The sequence below is a fragment of the Mycobacterium sp. TKK-01-0059 genome (assembly GCF_000709305.1).
Taxonomy (GTDB): Bacteria; Actinomycetota; Actinomycetes; order Mycobacteriales; family Mycobacteriaceae; genus Mycobacterium; species Mycobacterium intracellulare.
In genome coordinates, this window is sequence record NZ_KL446993.1 from 1,330,849 (window position 1) to 1,346,306 (window position 15,458).

The 15,458-nt window shown below is 68.5% G+C and carries 12 protein-coding genes; 7 read left to right on the forward strand and 5 right to left on the reverse strand.

What is annotated here, in order from left to right; translation table 11 throughout:
- Nucleotides 1–336 precede the first annotated feature (336 nt).
- From K883_RS06610 to K883_RS06630, 5 genes are all read left to right on the forward strand, one after another.
- Complete coding sequence (locus tag K883_RS06610; RefSeq protein ID WP_020823703.1) at nucleotides 337–885, forward strand: hypothetical protein; 549 nt, start codon at nucleotides 337–339, stop codon at nucleotides 883–885.
- Between the two features lie 96 nt (nucleotides 886–981).
- A complete protein-coding gene (locus K883_RS06615; protein ID WP_020823704.1) occupies nucleotides 982–2,637 on the forward strand; it encodes an Hsp70 family protein in 1,656 nt (551 codons plus the stop codon).
- A gap of 249 nt (nucleotides 2,638–2,886) precedes the next feature.
- Nucleotides 2,887–5,868, forward strand: coding sequence for a (Fe-S)-binding protein (locus K883_RS06620; protein ID WP_036454066.1), 2,982 nt, complete (start codon nucleotides 2,887–2,889; stop codon nucleotides 5,866–5,868).
- Between the two features lie 32 nt (nucleotides 5,869–5,900).
- A complete protein-coding gene (locus K883_RS06625) occupies nucleotides 5,901–7,205 on the forward strand; it encodes a pyridoxal phosphate-dependent aminotransferase (protein WP_008261567.1) in 1,305 nt (434 codons plus the stop codon).
- A 32-nt stretch (nucleotides 7,206–7,237) separates the two neighbouring features.
- Nucleotides 7,238–8,518 carry a YibE/F family protein gene (locus tag K883_RS06630; RefSeq protein WP_020823706.1) on the forward strand — a complete coding sequence of 427 codons (1,281 nt, stop codon included), beginning with the start codon at nucleotides 7,238–7,240 and terminating at the stop codon, nucleotides 8,516–8,518.
- Between the two features lie 59 nt (nucleotides 8,519–8,577).
- On the opposite strand, the gene rfbA is transcribed toward K883_RS06630, so the two are convergent.
- The 3 genes from rfbA to K883_RS06645 are packed head-to-tail and all read right to left on the reverse strand — an operon-like array spanning nucleotide 8,578 to nucleotide 10,648.
- A complete protein-coding gene (gene rfbA / locus K883_RS06635) occupies nucleotides 8,578–9,453 on the reverse strand; it encodes a glucose-1-phosphate thymidylyltransferase RfbA (RefSeq protein ID WP_008261569.1) in 876 nt (291 codons plus the stop codon).
- Between the two features lie 35 nt (nucleotides 9,454–9,488).
- Nucleotides 9,489–9,863, reverse strand: coding sequence for a nuclear transport factor 2 family protein (locus K883_RS06640; RefSeq protein WP_020823707.1), 375 nt, complete (start codon nucleotides 9,861–9,863; stop codon nucleotides 9,489–9,491).
- A 29-nt stretch (nucleotides 9,864–9,892) separates the two neighbouring features.
- The gene (locus K883_RS06645) at nucleotides 9,893–10,648 is read right to left on the reverse strand and encodes a maleylpyruvate isomerase family mycothiol-dependent enzyme (protein ID WP_020823708.1); all 756 of its coding nucleotides are present in this window, start codon (nucleotides 10,646–10,648) and stop codon (nucleotides 9,893–9,895) included.
- 100 nt (nucleotides 10,649–10,748) lie between these two features.
- Between K883_RS06645 and K883_RS06650 the strand changes: the two genes are divergently transcribed.
- Together K883_RS06650 and K883_RS06655 are read left to right on the forward strand one after the other, a co-directional pair.
- Nucleotides 10,749–11,405 (forward strand): class I SAM-dependent methyltransferase, encoded by a 657-nt coding sequence (locus tag K883_RS06650; RefSeq protein ID WP_036454068.1) that lies wholly within the window; start codon nucleotides 10,749–10,751, stop codon nucleotides 11,403–11,405.
- Nucleotides 11,406–11,654: 249 nt separating this feature from the next.
- Nucleotides 11,655–12,977, forward strand: coding sequence for an MFS transporter (locus K883_RS06655; RefSeq protein ID WP_020823710.1), 1,323 nt, complete (start codon nucleotides 11,655–11,657; stop codon nucleotides 12,975–12,977).
- 18 nt (nucleotides 12,978–12,995) lie between these two features.
- Here the strand turns inward: K883_RS06655 and K883_RS06660 are convergent, their stop codons facing one another.
- Both K883_RS06660 and K883_RS06665 read right to left on the reverse strand, forming a co-directional pair.
- Complete coding sequence (locus K883_RS06660) at nucleotides 12,996–13,955, reverse strand: TauD/TfdA dioxygenase family protein (RefSeq protein ID WP_020823711.1); 960 nt, start codon at nucleotides 13,953–13,955, stop codon at nucleotides 12,996–12,998.
- A 119-nt stretch (nucleotides 13,956–14,074) separates the two neighbouring features.
- Nucleotides 14,075–15,400: a UDP-glucose dehydrogenase family protein gene (locus K883_RS06665; RefSeq protein WP_036454069.1), complete on the reverse strand. Its 1,326-nt coding sequence runs from the start codon at nucleotides 15,398–15,400 to the stop codon at nucleotides 14,075–14,077.
- Nucleotides 15,401–15,458: the final 58 nt, after the last annotated feature.

Here is a 15,458-nt window from a genome sequence, read left to right on the forward strand (position 1 = left end):
TCGCTGGCGGCTTACTCGCCGGCCTGCCCAGGCCCGGGAGGCGCCGCGCTCGATGTGGGCTTGCCGTTCGACTTCCACATCGATTCGGGAAAAGAGACTGTCACGAATATGTTTGTAAGTCAAAAGCGATGGGGCGGTCGAATTGTGCTGAACTGCAATATCATTCGGCCGGAAATGGTGTTGCGGGTGTGTTGAGCGCCACAGTCTGGCGGTAGGCTGTGGACCCTGAGTGCACGCTCTGTGTGGGCACCCGCACCCCTCCTTCTGAGCGACGCGACCGCCCCCTTAGGGGTTGGCATCAGCAGGCTGGCAGGTGCGGTCAGTACCATCGGTGCCGTGGCATCCAACGGTCCACGCGATGGCTTCCACAATCGGCCGACGCAGCATGCCGACTTCGGCATGAGCGAGCCGCCGACCGGTGAAGTCCCGCCACCGAATTTCCCGCCCCAGCCGCCCCACGGGTTCGAGCAGCCCCGCGGCATCGACCCGTTCGACCAGGAGCCCGAGCCGACGCCCTGGTACCGCAAGCCCGCGATGCTCATCGCCTGGCTGATCTCCGTCGTCATCCTGATCGGCCTGATCGTGTTCGGCATCATCGAGCTCATTCACGACGACCAATCCGTCAACCACGTCCCCAAGTCGACGACGAGCACCACCACGACAACGACAACAACGACGCCGACGACCACCACGACCACGACGACCACCACCGAGTCCAGCAGCAGCGCCGAAGAGCAGCCGCCGGCCCAGCAGCCGACGCAGCAGCAGCCCACCGGGCAACAAACGCAGCAGCCCACGCATCGCCACCATCTGCCGCAGCTGCCGCCGGTGATCACCATTCCGCAGGTGCCGACGGTCATCACGGTTCCGCCGGGCCTGCGTTAGCGAGTCGGCGGCAGGCCGATCACGCTCGGCGACGCGGCGCCGGCGGCGCCCTAGACTCGCTGCAATCCACGGGACTACTGACACAGGGGTGCGGACATGAGCCAGTCGCTCGGGCTATCGATCGGGGTGGCCAATCTGGTGGCGGCCCGCGCCGGCAGCGCCCCGGTCACCCGCAGCTCGGTGGTCACCCTGTTCGAGCACCGTCCCACCGAAGTTGGCCTGCCGGAAGAGAACCCGAACCTGACCACACCCGGCCTGGTGCTGCGCGGCTTCGTCGAGCGGGTGGGCGACCGCGCGCCGTTGGTGGCGGCCGACGGCACCAAGTACCTGGGCGCGGCGCTGACGGTCGAGGCGATCGAGGCGATGGCCCGCTCGGTCGGCTACGGAACACCGATCAGCATCGCGGTCCCCGCCTACTGGTCCGACGAACAGTTCACGGCGCTGCGCGAGGAGTTCTTCGCCCAGTCCGACCTCGCGCGCGGCGGGGCCGCGCCGATGCTGGTTTCCGACGCCACGGCCGCGGTCGCGGCCCTGCGAGGCACGCCGGGATTTCCGGGCGACGGCGTGGTCGCGCTGTGCGACTTCGGCGCCGGCGGCACCACCGTCACGGTGCTGGACGCCAATGCCGGCTTTGCGCCCGTCGCCCCGGCCATGCGGCACACCGACTTCTCCGGCGACGCGATCGATGCGCTCATCGTCGATCACCTGCTGGCCTCCGATGTCAGCACCGCCGTCCTGGGCGGCGGCGCGCGGATGGGATCGCAGACCCGCCTGCTGGCCGCCTGCCGGCGCGCCAAGGAACAACTGTCGACCGCCGCGGTGAGCACCGTCGCGGGGGCGTCCGGGGAGGCCGCCCAACTGACCCGCACCGAGTTCGAGCAACTGATCTCCCCACCGCTGGACCGGTTTGTCACCTCGCTGCAAGACACCTTGCGGCGCAACGGAATTCCGAACACCAACCTGCGCGCCGTGGCGATCGTCGGCGGCGGTGCAAGCATCCCGCTGATCACCGCGCGGTTGTCGCAGCGCTTCGGGGTCCCGGTCCGCAGCGCGGCGCAGCCGGCGTCACTCGCCGCACTCGGCGCCGCGGCGCTCGGTGCGCAGTACGCAGCGGGGGGCGCCGTGGAGACGCCGACCGAAATGGTCGGCACCGCGGGAATCGGGGCCACCCAGGCCGCGTGGGCCGCCCAGGCCACCGATGTGGACGACGCCCTGGCGTGGTCGCAAGACGCCGACTCCTACGAGCCGGTGCCCTATACCGGCCGCGACGCAACCGGCGAATATGCCAGCGAGGCACGGGAATTCGAGTACGCCGAGCAGGGCGGGCTGCCCTGGTACAAGCGCACGGCGCTGGTGTTGACCGTCGTTGGGGCGGGGGTGGCGGTGCTGGTCGCTGCGGCACTGGCGATCGGCCTGTTGATGACGAAGTCCACCCCGGCCCCCCCGAAGTCGCCGTCCAGTCCACCGCCGCCGCCGCAGACGGTGACCATCACCGGGCCGGACGACAGCACCACCGTCACCGTCGTTCCGGCTCCGCCGCCACCGTCCAGCGAGGCGCCGGCCACCACGACCACCACGACACCGCCGCAGGAGCCGTCGACCACGACGACGACACCCCCGCCGAGCACCACGACGACCACCACCGCGCCGCCCACCACGACATCGCAGGCGACCACCACGTCCGCGGCGCCGACGACGACCACCCGGGTGCGACCCCTGCCGCCGATCTTCCAACCCCCATTCGGGCGCTGACGCGAACGATTGCGTCTGGCCGGAAAAGGGCTCCGAAAAGGGTCATTTAACGAAATTTGGTGGCGCTGGTCACTCCGACAAACGTCACACCCGGCGAGCGGGTATCAACGAGCAGGCCAGAGGCACCGACGAACCCGAAGTTAGGGCAGCCTTTCTCGCGCCGAAAGCCGCGAAGATGTAACTATGAGCGGGGCTTAAGCAGGCAAATAAAGCACAGGCCGAATTATCGATGCATTGGGGAGACCTTCTGTGACAACGCAGATGCTCATCAGGCTGGTCGTGGGCATGGGCATGACGCTGGTCGTGGCCGCGCTCGCCGCACGACGGGTCCTGTGGCTGTTCAAGCTGATCACGTCCGGCAAGCCGGCCCCGGGGCACACCGACGAACCCGGCAAACGAATCTGGGCCGAGCTCTCCGAGGTCTTCGGGCAGCGCAAGCTGTTGAAGTGGTCGATCCCCGGCCTGGCGCACTTCTTCACGATGTGGGGCTTCTTCATCCTGCTCACGGTCTACATCGAGGCCTACGGGCTGCTGTTCCAGGACAACTTCCACATCCCGTTCATCGGGCGGTGGGACGCGCTGGGCTTCCTGCAGGACTTCTTCGCCACGGCGGTCTTCCTCGGCATCGCCACCTTCGCGGTCATCCGGTTGATGCGCAGCCCGAAGGAGATCGGCCGCTCATCCCGGTTCTACGGCTCGCACACCGGCGGCGCCTGGCTGGTGCTGTTCATGATCTTCAACGTCGTGTGGACCTACGTGCTGGTGCGCGGATCCGCGGTCAACAACGGCACGCTGCCCTACGGCAACGGGGCCTTCCTGTCGCAACTGTTCGGCGCGATCCTGCGGCCGCTGGGGCAGCCCGCCAACGAGATCATCGAAACGGTGGCCCTGCTGCTGCACATCGCGGTCATGCTGGCGTTCCTGATCATCGTGCTGCACTCCAAGCACATGCACATCTTCACTGCGCCGATCAACGTCATCTTCAAGCGGCTGCCCGACGGTCTCGGCCCGCTGCTGCCGCTCGAGCACGACGGCAAGCCGATCGACTTCGAAAACCCGCCCGACGACGCGACATTCGGGCGCGGCAAGGTCGAGGACTTCAGCTGGAAGGCCATGCTGGACTTCGCCACCTGTACCGAGTGCGGGCGCTGCCAGTCGCAGTGCCCGGCGTGGAACACCGGCAAGCCGCTGTCCCCCAAGCTCGTCATCATGGACCTGCGCGACCACTGGATGGCCAAGGCGCCCTACATCCTGGGGGACAAGGAGAGCCCGCTGGAGAGCACGCCGGCGGGCGGGCTCGGCGAGGAGCTGTCCGGCGAAGAGCACGCCGAGGCCCACCACGTTCCCGAGTCGGGCTTCGGCCGCGTCATGGGCTCGGGCCCGGAGCAGGCCACCCGGCCGCTGGTCGGCACCGAGGAGCAGGGCGGCGTCATCGACCCCGACGTGCTGTGGTCCTGCGTGTCCTGCGGCGCCTGCGTCGAGCAGTGCCCGGTGGACATCGAGCACGTCGATCACATCATCGACATGCGCCGCTACCAGGTGATGATGGAGTCCGAGTTCCCGTCGGAACTGTCGGTGCTGTTCAAGAACCTGGAAACCAAGGGCAACCCGTGGGGCCAGAACGCGTCGGACCGCACCAACTGGATCGACGAGGTCGACTTCGACGTGCCGGTCTACGGCGAGGACGTCGACAGCTTCGACGGCTACGAGTACCTGTTCTGGGTCGGGTGCGCCGGCGCCTACGACGACAAGGCCAAGAAGACCACCAAGGCCGTCGCCGAGCTGCTGGCCATCGCCGGGGTGAAATACCTGGTGCTCGGCACCGGCGAGTCCTGCAACGGCGACTCCGCGCGCCGCTCGGGCAACGAGTTCCTGTTCCAGCAGCTGGCGCAGCAGGCCGTCGAAACCCTGGACGGGCTGTTCGAGGGCACCGAGACCGTCGACCGCAAGATCGTGGTGACCTGCCCGCACTGCTTCAACACCCTGGGCCGCGAGTACCGCCAGCTCGGCGCGAACTACTCGGTGCTGCACCACACCCAGCTGCTCAACCGGCTGGTCCGGGACAACAGGCTGGTGCCGGTGACGCCGGTGTCCCAGGACATCACCTACCACGACCCCTGCTACCTGGGCCGGCACAACAAGGTCTACGAGGCGCCGCGTGAGCTGATCGGGACCTCCGGGGCGAACCTGACCGAGATGCCGCGGCACGCCGAGCGCAGCTTCTGCTGCGGCGCCGGCGGCGCGCGGATGTGGATGGAAGAGCACATCGGCAAGCGGATCAACCACGAGCGCGTCGACGAGGCGCTGGCCACCGGGGCCACCACCATCGCCACCGCGTGCCCGTTCTGCCGGGTGATGGTCACCGACGGTGTCAACGACCGGCAGGAGGAGGCCGGGCGCAGCGGCGTCGAGGTGCTCGACGTCGCCCAGATCCTGCTCGCGTCCCTCGAGTACGACAAGGCGACGCTGCCCGAAAAGGGCACGGCCGCCAAGGAAGCCGAAAAGCGGGCGGCCGCGGCGCCCAAGGCCGCGACGGCCACGGCGACCGCTCCAGCCGAAGAGGCCGAGGAGGCGCCCGCCGAGGCGGCCCCGAAGGCCGCGGCCGCACCCGCCGCTCCCGTCAAGGGGCTGGGGATCGCCGGCGGCGCCAAGAAGCCCGGGGCCAAGAAGGCGGCGCCCGCCACCGAAGGCAGCGAAGGCAAGGCCGAAGCGGCGGCGCCGGTCAAGGGGCTGGGCATCGCGGGCGGCGCCAAGAAGCCCGGGGCCAAGAAGGCGGCACCGGCCAAGGCCGAGGCACCTGCCGAGGCGGCCGCGCCCGACGCCGAGACCGAGGCCAAGGCACCCGCCGCGCCCGTGAAGGGCTTGGGCCTGGCCGCGGGCGCCAAGCGACCCGGCGCGAAGAAGGCGGCCCCGAAGGCTGAGGCCCCCAAGGCCGAAGCGCCCGAGGCCGAGGCGGAAGAGGCACCGGAAGCGAAGACCGAGGCCAAGGCGCCCGCCGCGCCGGTGAAGGGCCTGGGGATCGCCGCGGGCGCCAAACGACCCGGCGCGAAGAAGGCGGCCCCGAAGGCCGAGGCACCGAAAGCAGAAGCCCAGCCCGCCGAACAGGCGCAGGCAGAACCGGCACCGAAAGCGGAGCCGGCAAAGCAGGCCGACGGCGACGACGCATCGTCGCAGCCGCCGGTCAAAGGCCTGGGCATCGCCCGCGGGGCGCGTCCCCCGGGCAAGCGCTGACCTGCGATTTTTGCGCTTGACAGCAAATTTCAGTGGACAGTGATGGCACCATTGGTGATGTGACCACCCACCAGCTGCCCCATCAGCTGCCACCGCACCCGTCGGCCCACCACCGGCAGCAGCGCACTTTCGCGCAGTCGTCGAAGCTTCAGGACGTCCTGTACGAGATCCGCGGCCCGGTACATCAGCAGGCCGCGCGGCTGGAGGCCGAGGGTCATCGCATCCTCAAGCTCAACATCGGCAACCCGGCGCCGTTCGGCTTCGAGGCGCCCGACGTGATCATGCGCGACATGATCCAGGCCCTCCCGTACGCGCAGGGTTACTCCGACTCGCAGGGCATACTGCCGGCCCGCCGCGCGGTGGTCACCCGCTACGAGTTGGTCGACGGATTCCCCCGCTTCGACGTCGACGACGTCTACCTGGGCAACGGGGTCTCCGAGCTGATCACGATGACGCTGCAGGCCCTGCTCGACAACGGTGACGAGGTGCTGATCCCGTCACCCGACTACCCGCTGTGGACGGCGTCGACGTCGCTGGCGGGCGGCACCCCGGTGCACTACCTGTGCGACGAGACGCAGGGCTGGCAGCCCGACATCGCCGACATGGAGTCCAAGATCACCGACCGCACCAAGGCGCTGGTGGTGATCAACCCGAACAACCCGACCGGCGCGGTGTACACCAGCGAAGTGCTCACGCAGATCGTCGAATTGGCACGCAAGCACGAGCTGCTGCTGCTCGCCGACGAGATCTACGACAAGATCCTCTACGGCGACGCCAAGCACATCAACCTGGCCTCGCTGGCGCCGGACATGTTGTGCCTGACGTTCAACGGGCTGTCCAAGGCCTACCGCGTGGCCGGGTATCGGGCCGGCTGGCTGGCGATCACCGGGCCCAAGGACCACGCCGGCAGCTTCATCGAGGGGATCAACTTGCTGGCAAACATGCGGCTGTGCCCCAATGTCCCGGCGCAGCACGCGATCCAGGTCGCCCTCGGCGGCTACCAGAGCATCGACGACCTCGTCCTGCCCGGCGGCCGGCTGCTCGAGCAGCGCGACGTCGCCTGGACCAAGCTCAACGAGATTCCGGGGGTGTCCTGCGTCAAGCCGGACGGCGCTCTCTACGCCTTCCCGCGTCTGGACCCCGAGGTCTACGACATCGACGACGACGAGCAGCTCGTCCTCGATTTGCTGCTGCAGGAGAAGATTCTGGTCACCCAGGGCACCGGCTTCAATTGGCCCGCACCGGATCACCTGCGCATCGTGACCCTGCCGTGGGCCCGCGATCTGGCGGCGGCCATCGAGCGGCTGGGCAACTTCCTCGTCGCCTATCGCCAGTAAGCACCCAGGAAACCGCCTCTACGCTCGACCGGGTGACGCACTCCCACTCGCACAGCCTGCCACCGGGCCCGTCCGGCATCGATCCGTTGCCCGCCAGGATCGTCGTCGGGCTGCTGGTCGCGATCGGTGTGGCGGTGGCCGTCGGCGCGATCCTGTTGTGGCCCAGTCGGCAGCGCGTCGACATCCCGATGCCGCTGCAGAACGCGTCCGGCGGCGCGGTGAGCACGCAGGCCGGGCACGTGCTGTCCAGCGGGTTGGGCGACTGCGGCAGCCCGTCGGTCAGTCAGGTCCTCACCGGCCCGCCCCAGCCCGCCGCGCCCGGCGCCGGGCGCTGCGTGTTGACCCAGGTCGCCGTCGATTCCGGGCCGAACGCGGGCGCCACCACCCTGCTCGAGTCCTCCCCCGGGCCGGGTCAACCGAAATTCGCGGTGGGCGACCGCATTCGGGTCGTGCGCCAGGTCGACGACCAGGGCGCCACCAGCTACGCGTTCTACGACTTCGAACGGGGTTGGGCGCTGGTCGGTTTGGCGATCGCGTTCGCGGTGGTGATCGTGGCCGTGGCGCGCTGGCGCGGGCTGCTCGCGCTGGTGGGCATCCTGGTCGCGTTCGTGGTGCTGGTCATGTTTCTGCTGCCGGCCCTGCGGGACGGCGCCCCCGCGGTGCCGGTGGCGCTGGTGGCGTCGGCGGCGATCCTCTACGCGGTCATCTATCTGGCCCACGGGGTCAGCCTGCGGACCAGTGCCGCGCTGCTGGGCACCCTGTCGGCTCTGCTGCTCGCAGCCGGATTATCTTGGGCGGCAATACAATTGGCGCAACTCACCGGTCTGTCGGACGAGCAGAACACCACCGTCAGCGCGTACCTGGGCAACGTGTCGATCGGTGGCCTGCTGCTGGCCGGTTTCATCATCGGGTCGCTGGGTGTGCTCAACGATGTGACGGTGACCCAGTCCTCGACGGTGTTCGAGCTCGCCCGCCTCGGGGGCTCGCGGAGGGCGATCTTCGTGGGCGCCATCCGGGTGGGGCGCGATCACATCGCCAGCACGGTCTACACGCTGGTGCTGGCCTACGCGGGCAGTTCGCTGCCGCTGCTGCTGCTGTTCAGCGTCGCCAACCGCTCGCTGACGGACGTGCTGACCGGGGAGAGCGTGGCCATCGAGATCGCCCGCTCGGCGGTGGGCGGGATGGCGTTGGCGCTGTCGGTCCCGCTGACCACGGGGATCGCGGCGGTGCTGGCGAAGCCTAGCGACGGTCGCAAGCGCGGCCGTGGCGATCGCAAGCGCGGCGAAGCCGGGCGCAGCGGGTCGCCACCATAGGTTGAAGCCGCGCGCCGGGGGCACCTCCCGCTTGCGGGGGACGGGCCGCCGCCACCGGCCTAGTGAAACCGGCTCCGCTCCAACAGGTTCAGCAGGTAGGAGCCATACCCGGACTTGAGCAGGCTGTGCGCGCGCTGCGCCAATTGCTCATCGGTGATCCAGCCCTGCTGCCACGCCACCTCCTCGGGCACGCTGACCTTGAGACCCTGGCGTCGTTCCAGCGTGCGGACGAAGTCGCTGGCGTCCAGAAGCGAGTCGAACGTGCCCGTGTCCAGCCAGGCCGTGCCGCGGGCCATCACCTCGACCGAGAGCCGGCCCCGGTTGAGATAGATCTGGTTGACCTCGGTGATCTCGTACTCGCCGCGCGCCGATTTCTTGAGGCCCTTGGCGATTTCGATCACGTCGTTGTCGTAGAAGTACAAACCCGGCACCGCGTAGTTGGATTTCGGTGTCTTGGGTTTCTCTTCCAAGGACAGCGCCAGGCCGTCGTCGCTGAATTCGACCACACCGTAGGCCGACGGGTTGGCCACCCAGTACGCGAAAACTGCTCCCCCGCTTATGGTTTGGAATCGGCGCAAACTGGTGCCCAGTCCCGGTCCGTAGAAGATGTTGTCTCCCAACACCAAAGCCACCGACTCGTTGCCGATGTGGTCGGCGCCCAGCACGAACGCCTGGGCCAGACCGTCGGGCCGGTCCTGTGTCACGTAGGTGATGTTGACGCCGAATTGCGAGCCGTCTCCCAGGAGCCGCTGAAATCCCGGCGCGTCATGCGGGGTGGTGATCACCAGGATGTCGCGGATTCCGGCCATCATCAGGGTGGACAGCGGGTAGTAGACCATCGGTTTGTCGTAGACCGGCAGCAACTGCTTGCTGATGCCCGTGGTGATCGGATGCAGGCGGGTGCCCGACCCGCCGGCCAAGATGATTCCGCGCATGGATAGCTCCTGGTGCCTGTGGTCCTGGTCTGGCCCTAGTCGACGGCGTCGGATTCGGTGAGCTCGGTGGCCGCCAGCGCCGACGCCAGGCTGTCGTGCCGGAACACGGAGGTGACGTGGTCGCGCACCACCCGGAACGTCAGCGCGGCGTCGTTGGCGGCCCCCGGATCGGCGGTGCTGCCGGGTTTGAGTTCGACGGCCACGACACCGTCGTGCACATACATCCGGCCGAGCTCGGTCGCCGGCCGGTGCGAGGCGGCCCAGCTGCGCAGCGCCTCGTGACCCTGTGCGGCCCCGTGCGCGTCGCCCATCTCGATGTCGTCGCTGGACAGGGAGGCCAAGGTCTCGATATCCGCGGCGTTGAGGGCGTCGTGCCATGCCAGAACGGTGGCGATCTCCGATGTGGTCATGGTGTGCAAATTACCGTGCGGCGCCGCGGCTAGAGCGGCGTACGGTCCAACCAGCGCTCCCACACGGCTTCGTCGCCGAACAGTTGGACGCCCGTGTCGGCCAGCGGGCGTCGGCGCAAAATGGCCAGCAGCAGCTCGGTGGCGCCGCCGCGCAGTGCCACGCTGCCCTTGCCGTGCTCGTGCGACCACGTGACCCGGCCCTGATCGACGGCGGCCGTCCACTCCCCGGCCTCGCCGAGGCCGGGGTCGGTGGCATGCAGGTGCAGGGTGGTCCCGTCCTCGAGGGGAAGCGGCGCCCCCTGGCCGCGCGCCTGGATCGCGACCCGCTCCAGCCATTCGGTGATCCCGTCGGCCGCGATGTCGGGTTCGAGGGCGAAATCGGTGCCCAGCGCGATCGCGGCGTCGGCCCGGTGCACGGCCACCTCGTGCAGCCGGCGCCGGATCCACCAGTTCGCCGGGCGCGGCCCGAGGAACGTCCAGACCGGCGTCTCCACCCCGGTCAGCTCGACGGCGTCCACCAGCCGTTGGGCGCCGCCGTGGAGCCAGGAGATCGCGTCGGCGGGGTCGGGCGGCGGCTTGCCGCCCTCCACGGTGCGGGGGTCCAGGTAGCTCTCGAGCCGGTCGCGCACGATCTGGGCCGCCCAGCGGTCGCCGCGCCCGACGTGGCGGAACAGCTGCCGCAGGGTCCACTCCGGGCAGGTGGGCACCGGCGTCGACTCGTCGGCACCGTCGAACAGCTCCGCGAAAGCCCGGTTCTGGTCGAGGAATGCGCCAGCGTAGTCCACGCCGGTCAGGCTACTCGCGTGGGCCGCGCACGCTCGCCTTGCCGTGGGGATCCCGCGCCCTGCAGACTGTCGTCGATGACGAGACGATGGACCAGGTGCCGTGCTTGCTGACAGCGCGGGCCTCCCGGACGCGCACGCGGCAATCCGCGCTTTTTGGGAGCGCGAGGGTGCGGAATATGACCAGCGGGCCGCGCACGGAATCTCCTCGGAGCCGGAACGTCGACTGTGGACGGCGGCGCTCAGCGCAATCCCCGAGCGTTCGCGGGTGCTCGATATCGCCACGGGCACGGGCTTTGTCGCGTTGTTGCTGAGCGAGCTCGGCCACCGGGTGACCGGCATGGATGCCTCCGAGGCGATGTTGGCCCGGGCCCGCGCCAAGGCCGCCGCCACCGCCGCGACTGTCGAGTTCGTGGAGGGTGTCACCGAAGAGCTGCCGTTCCCCGACGCCAGCTTCGACGCGCTGACGGCGCGGCACTTCATCTGGACCTTGCTCGAACCGGAGAAGGCCTTCGCGGAGTGGCGCCGGGTATTGGCCCCGGACGCGACGCTGATCGCCGACGTCTCGCTGAACCCGCATGTGGCGAGCCACCATTACGCCGACGACGTCGCCGCCGCGTTGCCGTTTCGCGCACTCTCCGACGCTGCGCCGGTGGCCGACGCGCTCCGGTCGGCCGGGTTCGAGCACGTTCGGATCGACCTTTCCCGAGATGGCGGGGAATACCCCCGAGCCATGCTGCACGCCCGGACCGGCCAATAGCGCAGAGCCGCAACATATTTCATGACTGTGGCGCTGGACGGCGGGCGCCGGGTTCCTCCGAAATCGGGTTGTGCCGCGTAATCAGTTGCTTTCAAGCTGATTTCAACCGTCGTCAATCGCGCCCGATGGCGCTGAACTGGGCAGGGGCTCCGGACGGTCGTACTCGCCGCGATGCCCCACTCGCGCCGGTCATTTCGATCGCCGGCGCGGGTGCGCGGAGCTTGACCGGCCGACCATTCGGAGACCTCGATGACGATCGCAGAACAGGAAAGCAGCCGGGCGGTGACCCCGCTCGAAGAGGCGGCGCCAGTCCCGGGCATGCGCCGGGTGGCGCTGGCCCGTCTCGCGGGCAGCGTGCTGGAGTGGTACGACTTCTTCCTCTACGGCTTCGCGGCCACCCTGGTCTTCGGTCCGCTGTTCTTCCCGCGCGCCTCGGCCACGGCCGGAGTGCTTGCCGCACTTGGCACTTTCGCGGTGGGGTTCGTCGCCCGCCCTTTGGGCGGGGTCGTCTTCGGGCACTTGGGTGATCGCCTCGGTCGCAAGAAGATGTTGGTGGCAACGCTTTTGATCATGGGCATACCGTCGTTTCTGATCGGGTTGCTGCCCAGCTACAGTGCGATAGGGTGGTCGGCGCCCGCGCTGCTGGTGTTGTTGCGGTTTCTTCAGGGGGTGGGGCTCGGCGGCGAATGGGCCGGCGCGGTCCTGGTGGTCACCGAGACCAGCCCGCCACACCGCAGCGGTTTCTGGGGATCGCTGGTGCAGACCGGGGCGACCCTGGGCCAGGGGTTGGCCACCGGCTCGCTGTTCATCCTGGCCTCGTTGCTGAGCGAGCACAGTTTCGTGACTTGGGGTTGGCGGGTGCCGTTCCTGTTCGGGATCGCGCTGAGCGTGGTCGGCCTGTTCATCCGGCTGCGGGTGATGGAATCGCCGGAGTTCACCGCGCTGCGCCGCAGCGGCGAACTGTCGCGTTTCCCGTTGCGCGAGGCGGTGCGTCAGCACGGCCGCACCATGCTGGTCTGCTTCGGGGTCTATTTGGGCGGCGTGACCGTCCCGTTCTTCGTCGAGACCGTCTTCCTCACCGACTACGGCACCAAAAGCCTTGCCCTGCCGGCCTCTTCGGTGCTGCTGGGCATCTCCGCCGTGCACGTCACCGTGTTCTGGGTGCTGACGCTGCTGGGCGGCTGGCTCGCCGATCGGGTCGGCGCGCCGCGGGTGGTCCGCGCAGGCCTACTCGGATTGCTCGTGTTGCCGACGGCGGGGGTGCTGGCGGTTCTCTCCGCCTCGTCGACTGTGGCGGCGCTGCTGATCACCGAGACCTTGATCGGCGCGCCGATGTGGGTCGTGTGGGGCGCATTGCCCAAATACCTCGCCGAGTCCTTCCCGGCCCGGGTCCGCTACACCGGAATGTCGTTGTCCGGCCAGAGTTCCACCATCATCGGCGGGCTCATCCCGTTGCTGCTCACCTCGGTGGTCGCCCAGGTGGGCGGGGCGTTGTGGCCGGTAGCGCTGACCACCACCGCGGTGGCGGCGTTCGGGCTGCTCGGCCTGCTGTGGTCGCACCGGAGCCCGTGAGGTCGGGTCCACGCCCTGTCAGGCGGCCCCGAAGAACTGGCCCTCCAACGGCTCCGATGGGCGCCCGTCCGGGCCGACCGGGATGTCGCCGACCAGCGTGATCCGATGCAGCACGCGCTCGTGATCGAGATGCTCGAAGTCGCGCGGCGCGAGATGCAACGTGGCCCGATTGTCCCAGAACGCAACGCTTCCCGGCTCCCACTTGAATCGAACCGAATACTCCGGGCGGGAGATCTGCTCGAACAACAGGTCCAGGACGTGACGACTCTCCCGCGGGGACAGGTCGACGATCTCCTTGGTGAAGAACTGGTTGACATACACCACGCGCTCGTTGGTCTCGGGGTGCACCCGAACCACCGGATGGATTGCCGCCAACGGCTTACCGCGAACCAGCTCGCCGATCTTCTCGGCGCTGCGTTCGAAGGCCAGCGTGGCGCCGAACCGGTGCTCGGCGCGAAGCCCGTCGATGAACCCACGCACCAGTGGTGAAAGACCTTGGTAGACAGTAGCGACATTGGTGAACAGCGTGTCGCCGCCATAGGGCGGGACCACTTCGGCGCGCAGTATCGAATGCGACGGCGGATTGATCAGCGGCGTCACGTCGGCATGCCAGTTCGGCCCGTTCCGATTCTCCTTGTGCCGGTACTCGGATCCGTACCGGCGGTCGTAGGCGGCCGGCGACACCGTGTGGATCTGCGGGAAACCCGCAGGGGCGGAATCGCCTTCGTACGGATGGGCGGCGGTGACCTTGCCGAATTGCGCGCCGAAGGCGATCTGCGCCGCATGGTCGAGCTGTTGATCGCGGAAGAACACGACCTTCCACTTGTGCAGCGCCGTGCGGATGACATCCTTATCCGCGTCGCTCAAAGGGGCGGAGATGTCCACGCCGTCGATCAGGGCGCCGGTCCACCCGGACAGGGGGATGACCTCGATGCCGGTTTTGGTGGAAGCGGTCGCGGTCAGATCGGTCGTCGTCAAGGCGCGTGATTCCCCTCGGTAGTGAAAACACCTACGGTGTCGGACTTTTGAGGGTAACGACGATCCGATCCCGCGAGAGGGGTTGAAATCGAACTGAAGGAAAGCCCGCTCTTGTGTCCCTACGGTCGCGGCGCGCCGAGCCGATACACCCGCCAGCCCGCCCGCTGCCACCGGGCGGTGTCCAGGCAGTTGCGGCCGTCGACGATGACGCGGGCGCGCACCCCGTCGGCCAGGTCGTCGGGATCGAGGTCGACGAATTGCCGCCACTCGGTGAGCACCAGCACGGCATCCGCGCGCTCGCAGGCCTCTTCGACCGAGACCGCATAGTTCAGGGTCGGGAACAGGCGCTGCGCGTTGTCCAGCGCCTTGGGGTCATAGACGTTGACCGCGGCGCCGTTGAGCTGCAGTTGCCCCGCCACATTGAGGGCGGGCGAGTCGCGCACGTCGTCGGATTCGGGTTTGAACGCCGCGCCGAGCACCGCGACGTTGGCGCCCAGCAGCGATCCGCCGCACGCCGCGCTGGCCAGTTCCACCATCCGGGTGCGGCGACGCATGTTGATGCTGTCCACCTCGCGCAGGAACGTCAGCGCCTGGTCGGCCCCGAGTTCGCCGGCGCGCGCCATGAATGCCCGGATGTCCTTGGGCAGGCAGCCACCGCCGAAACCCAAACCGGCGTTGAGGAATTGGCGTCCGATGCGGGGATCGTATCCGAGCGCATCAGCCAGCAGGCTGACGTCCGCGCCGGCCGCCTCGCACACCTCGGAAATGGCGTTGATGAACGAGATCTTCGTCGCCAGAAAGGCATTGGCGGAGACCTTCACCAACTCCGCGGTTTGCAGATCCGTCACCAGGAACGGCACCCCCGCGTCCAGCAGTGGGCCATACAGCTCACGAACGGCGGCCTCGGCGCGCACCGAATCCTGGTGTATCCCAAGCACAATGCGGTCCGGGCGCAGGGTGTCCTGCACCGCGTAGCCCTCGCGCAGAAACTCCGGATTCCAGGCGATTTCGACGTCCACCCCGCGCGGCGCCAGCGCGGCGGCGCGTTGGTTCAACTCGGCCGCGGTGCCCACCGGGACCGTCGATTTGCCCACCAACACCGCCGAACTGGTCAAACGGGGCACCAACTCGTCGATCACGGCATAGACGTGGCGCAGATCGGCGCCGTATTCGCCCTTCTTCTGCGGTGTGCCCACGCCCAGGAAGTGCAGGTCGGCGAAGTCGGCGGCCGCGTCGTAGTCGGTGGTGAACCGCAGTCGTCCCGCAGCCAGGTTCTCGTTCAACAACTTTCGCAAGCCTGGCTCGTAAAAGGGGATGTCACCCCCGGCGAGCTTGGCCACCTTGCCCGGGTCGATGTCGATCCCGAGGACGTCGTGTCCGAGCGCCGCCATCCCGACCGCGTGGGTGGCACCGAGGTATCCCGTGCCGAACACGGTGCATCGCATACCACTGGTGTAAGCGACCCCGATGAGCTAACCGCGTCGCCGGGCTAAGCGGGAGGCA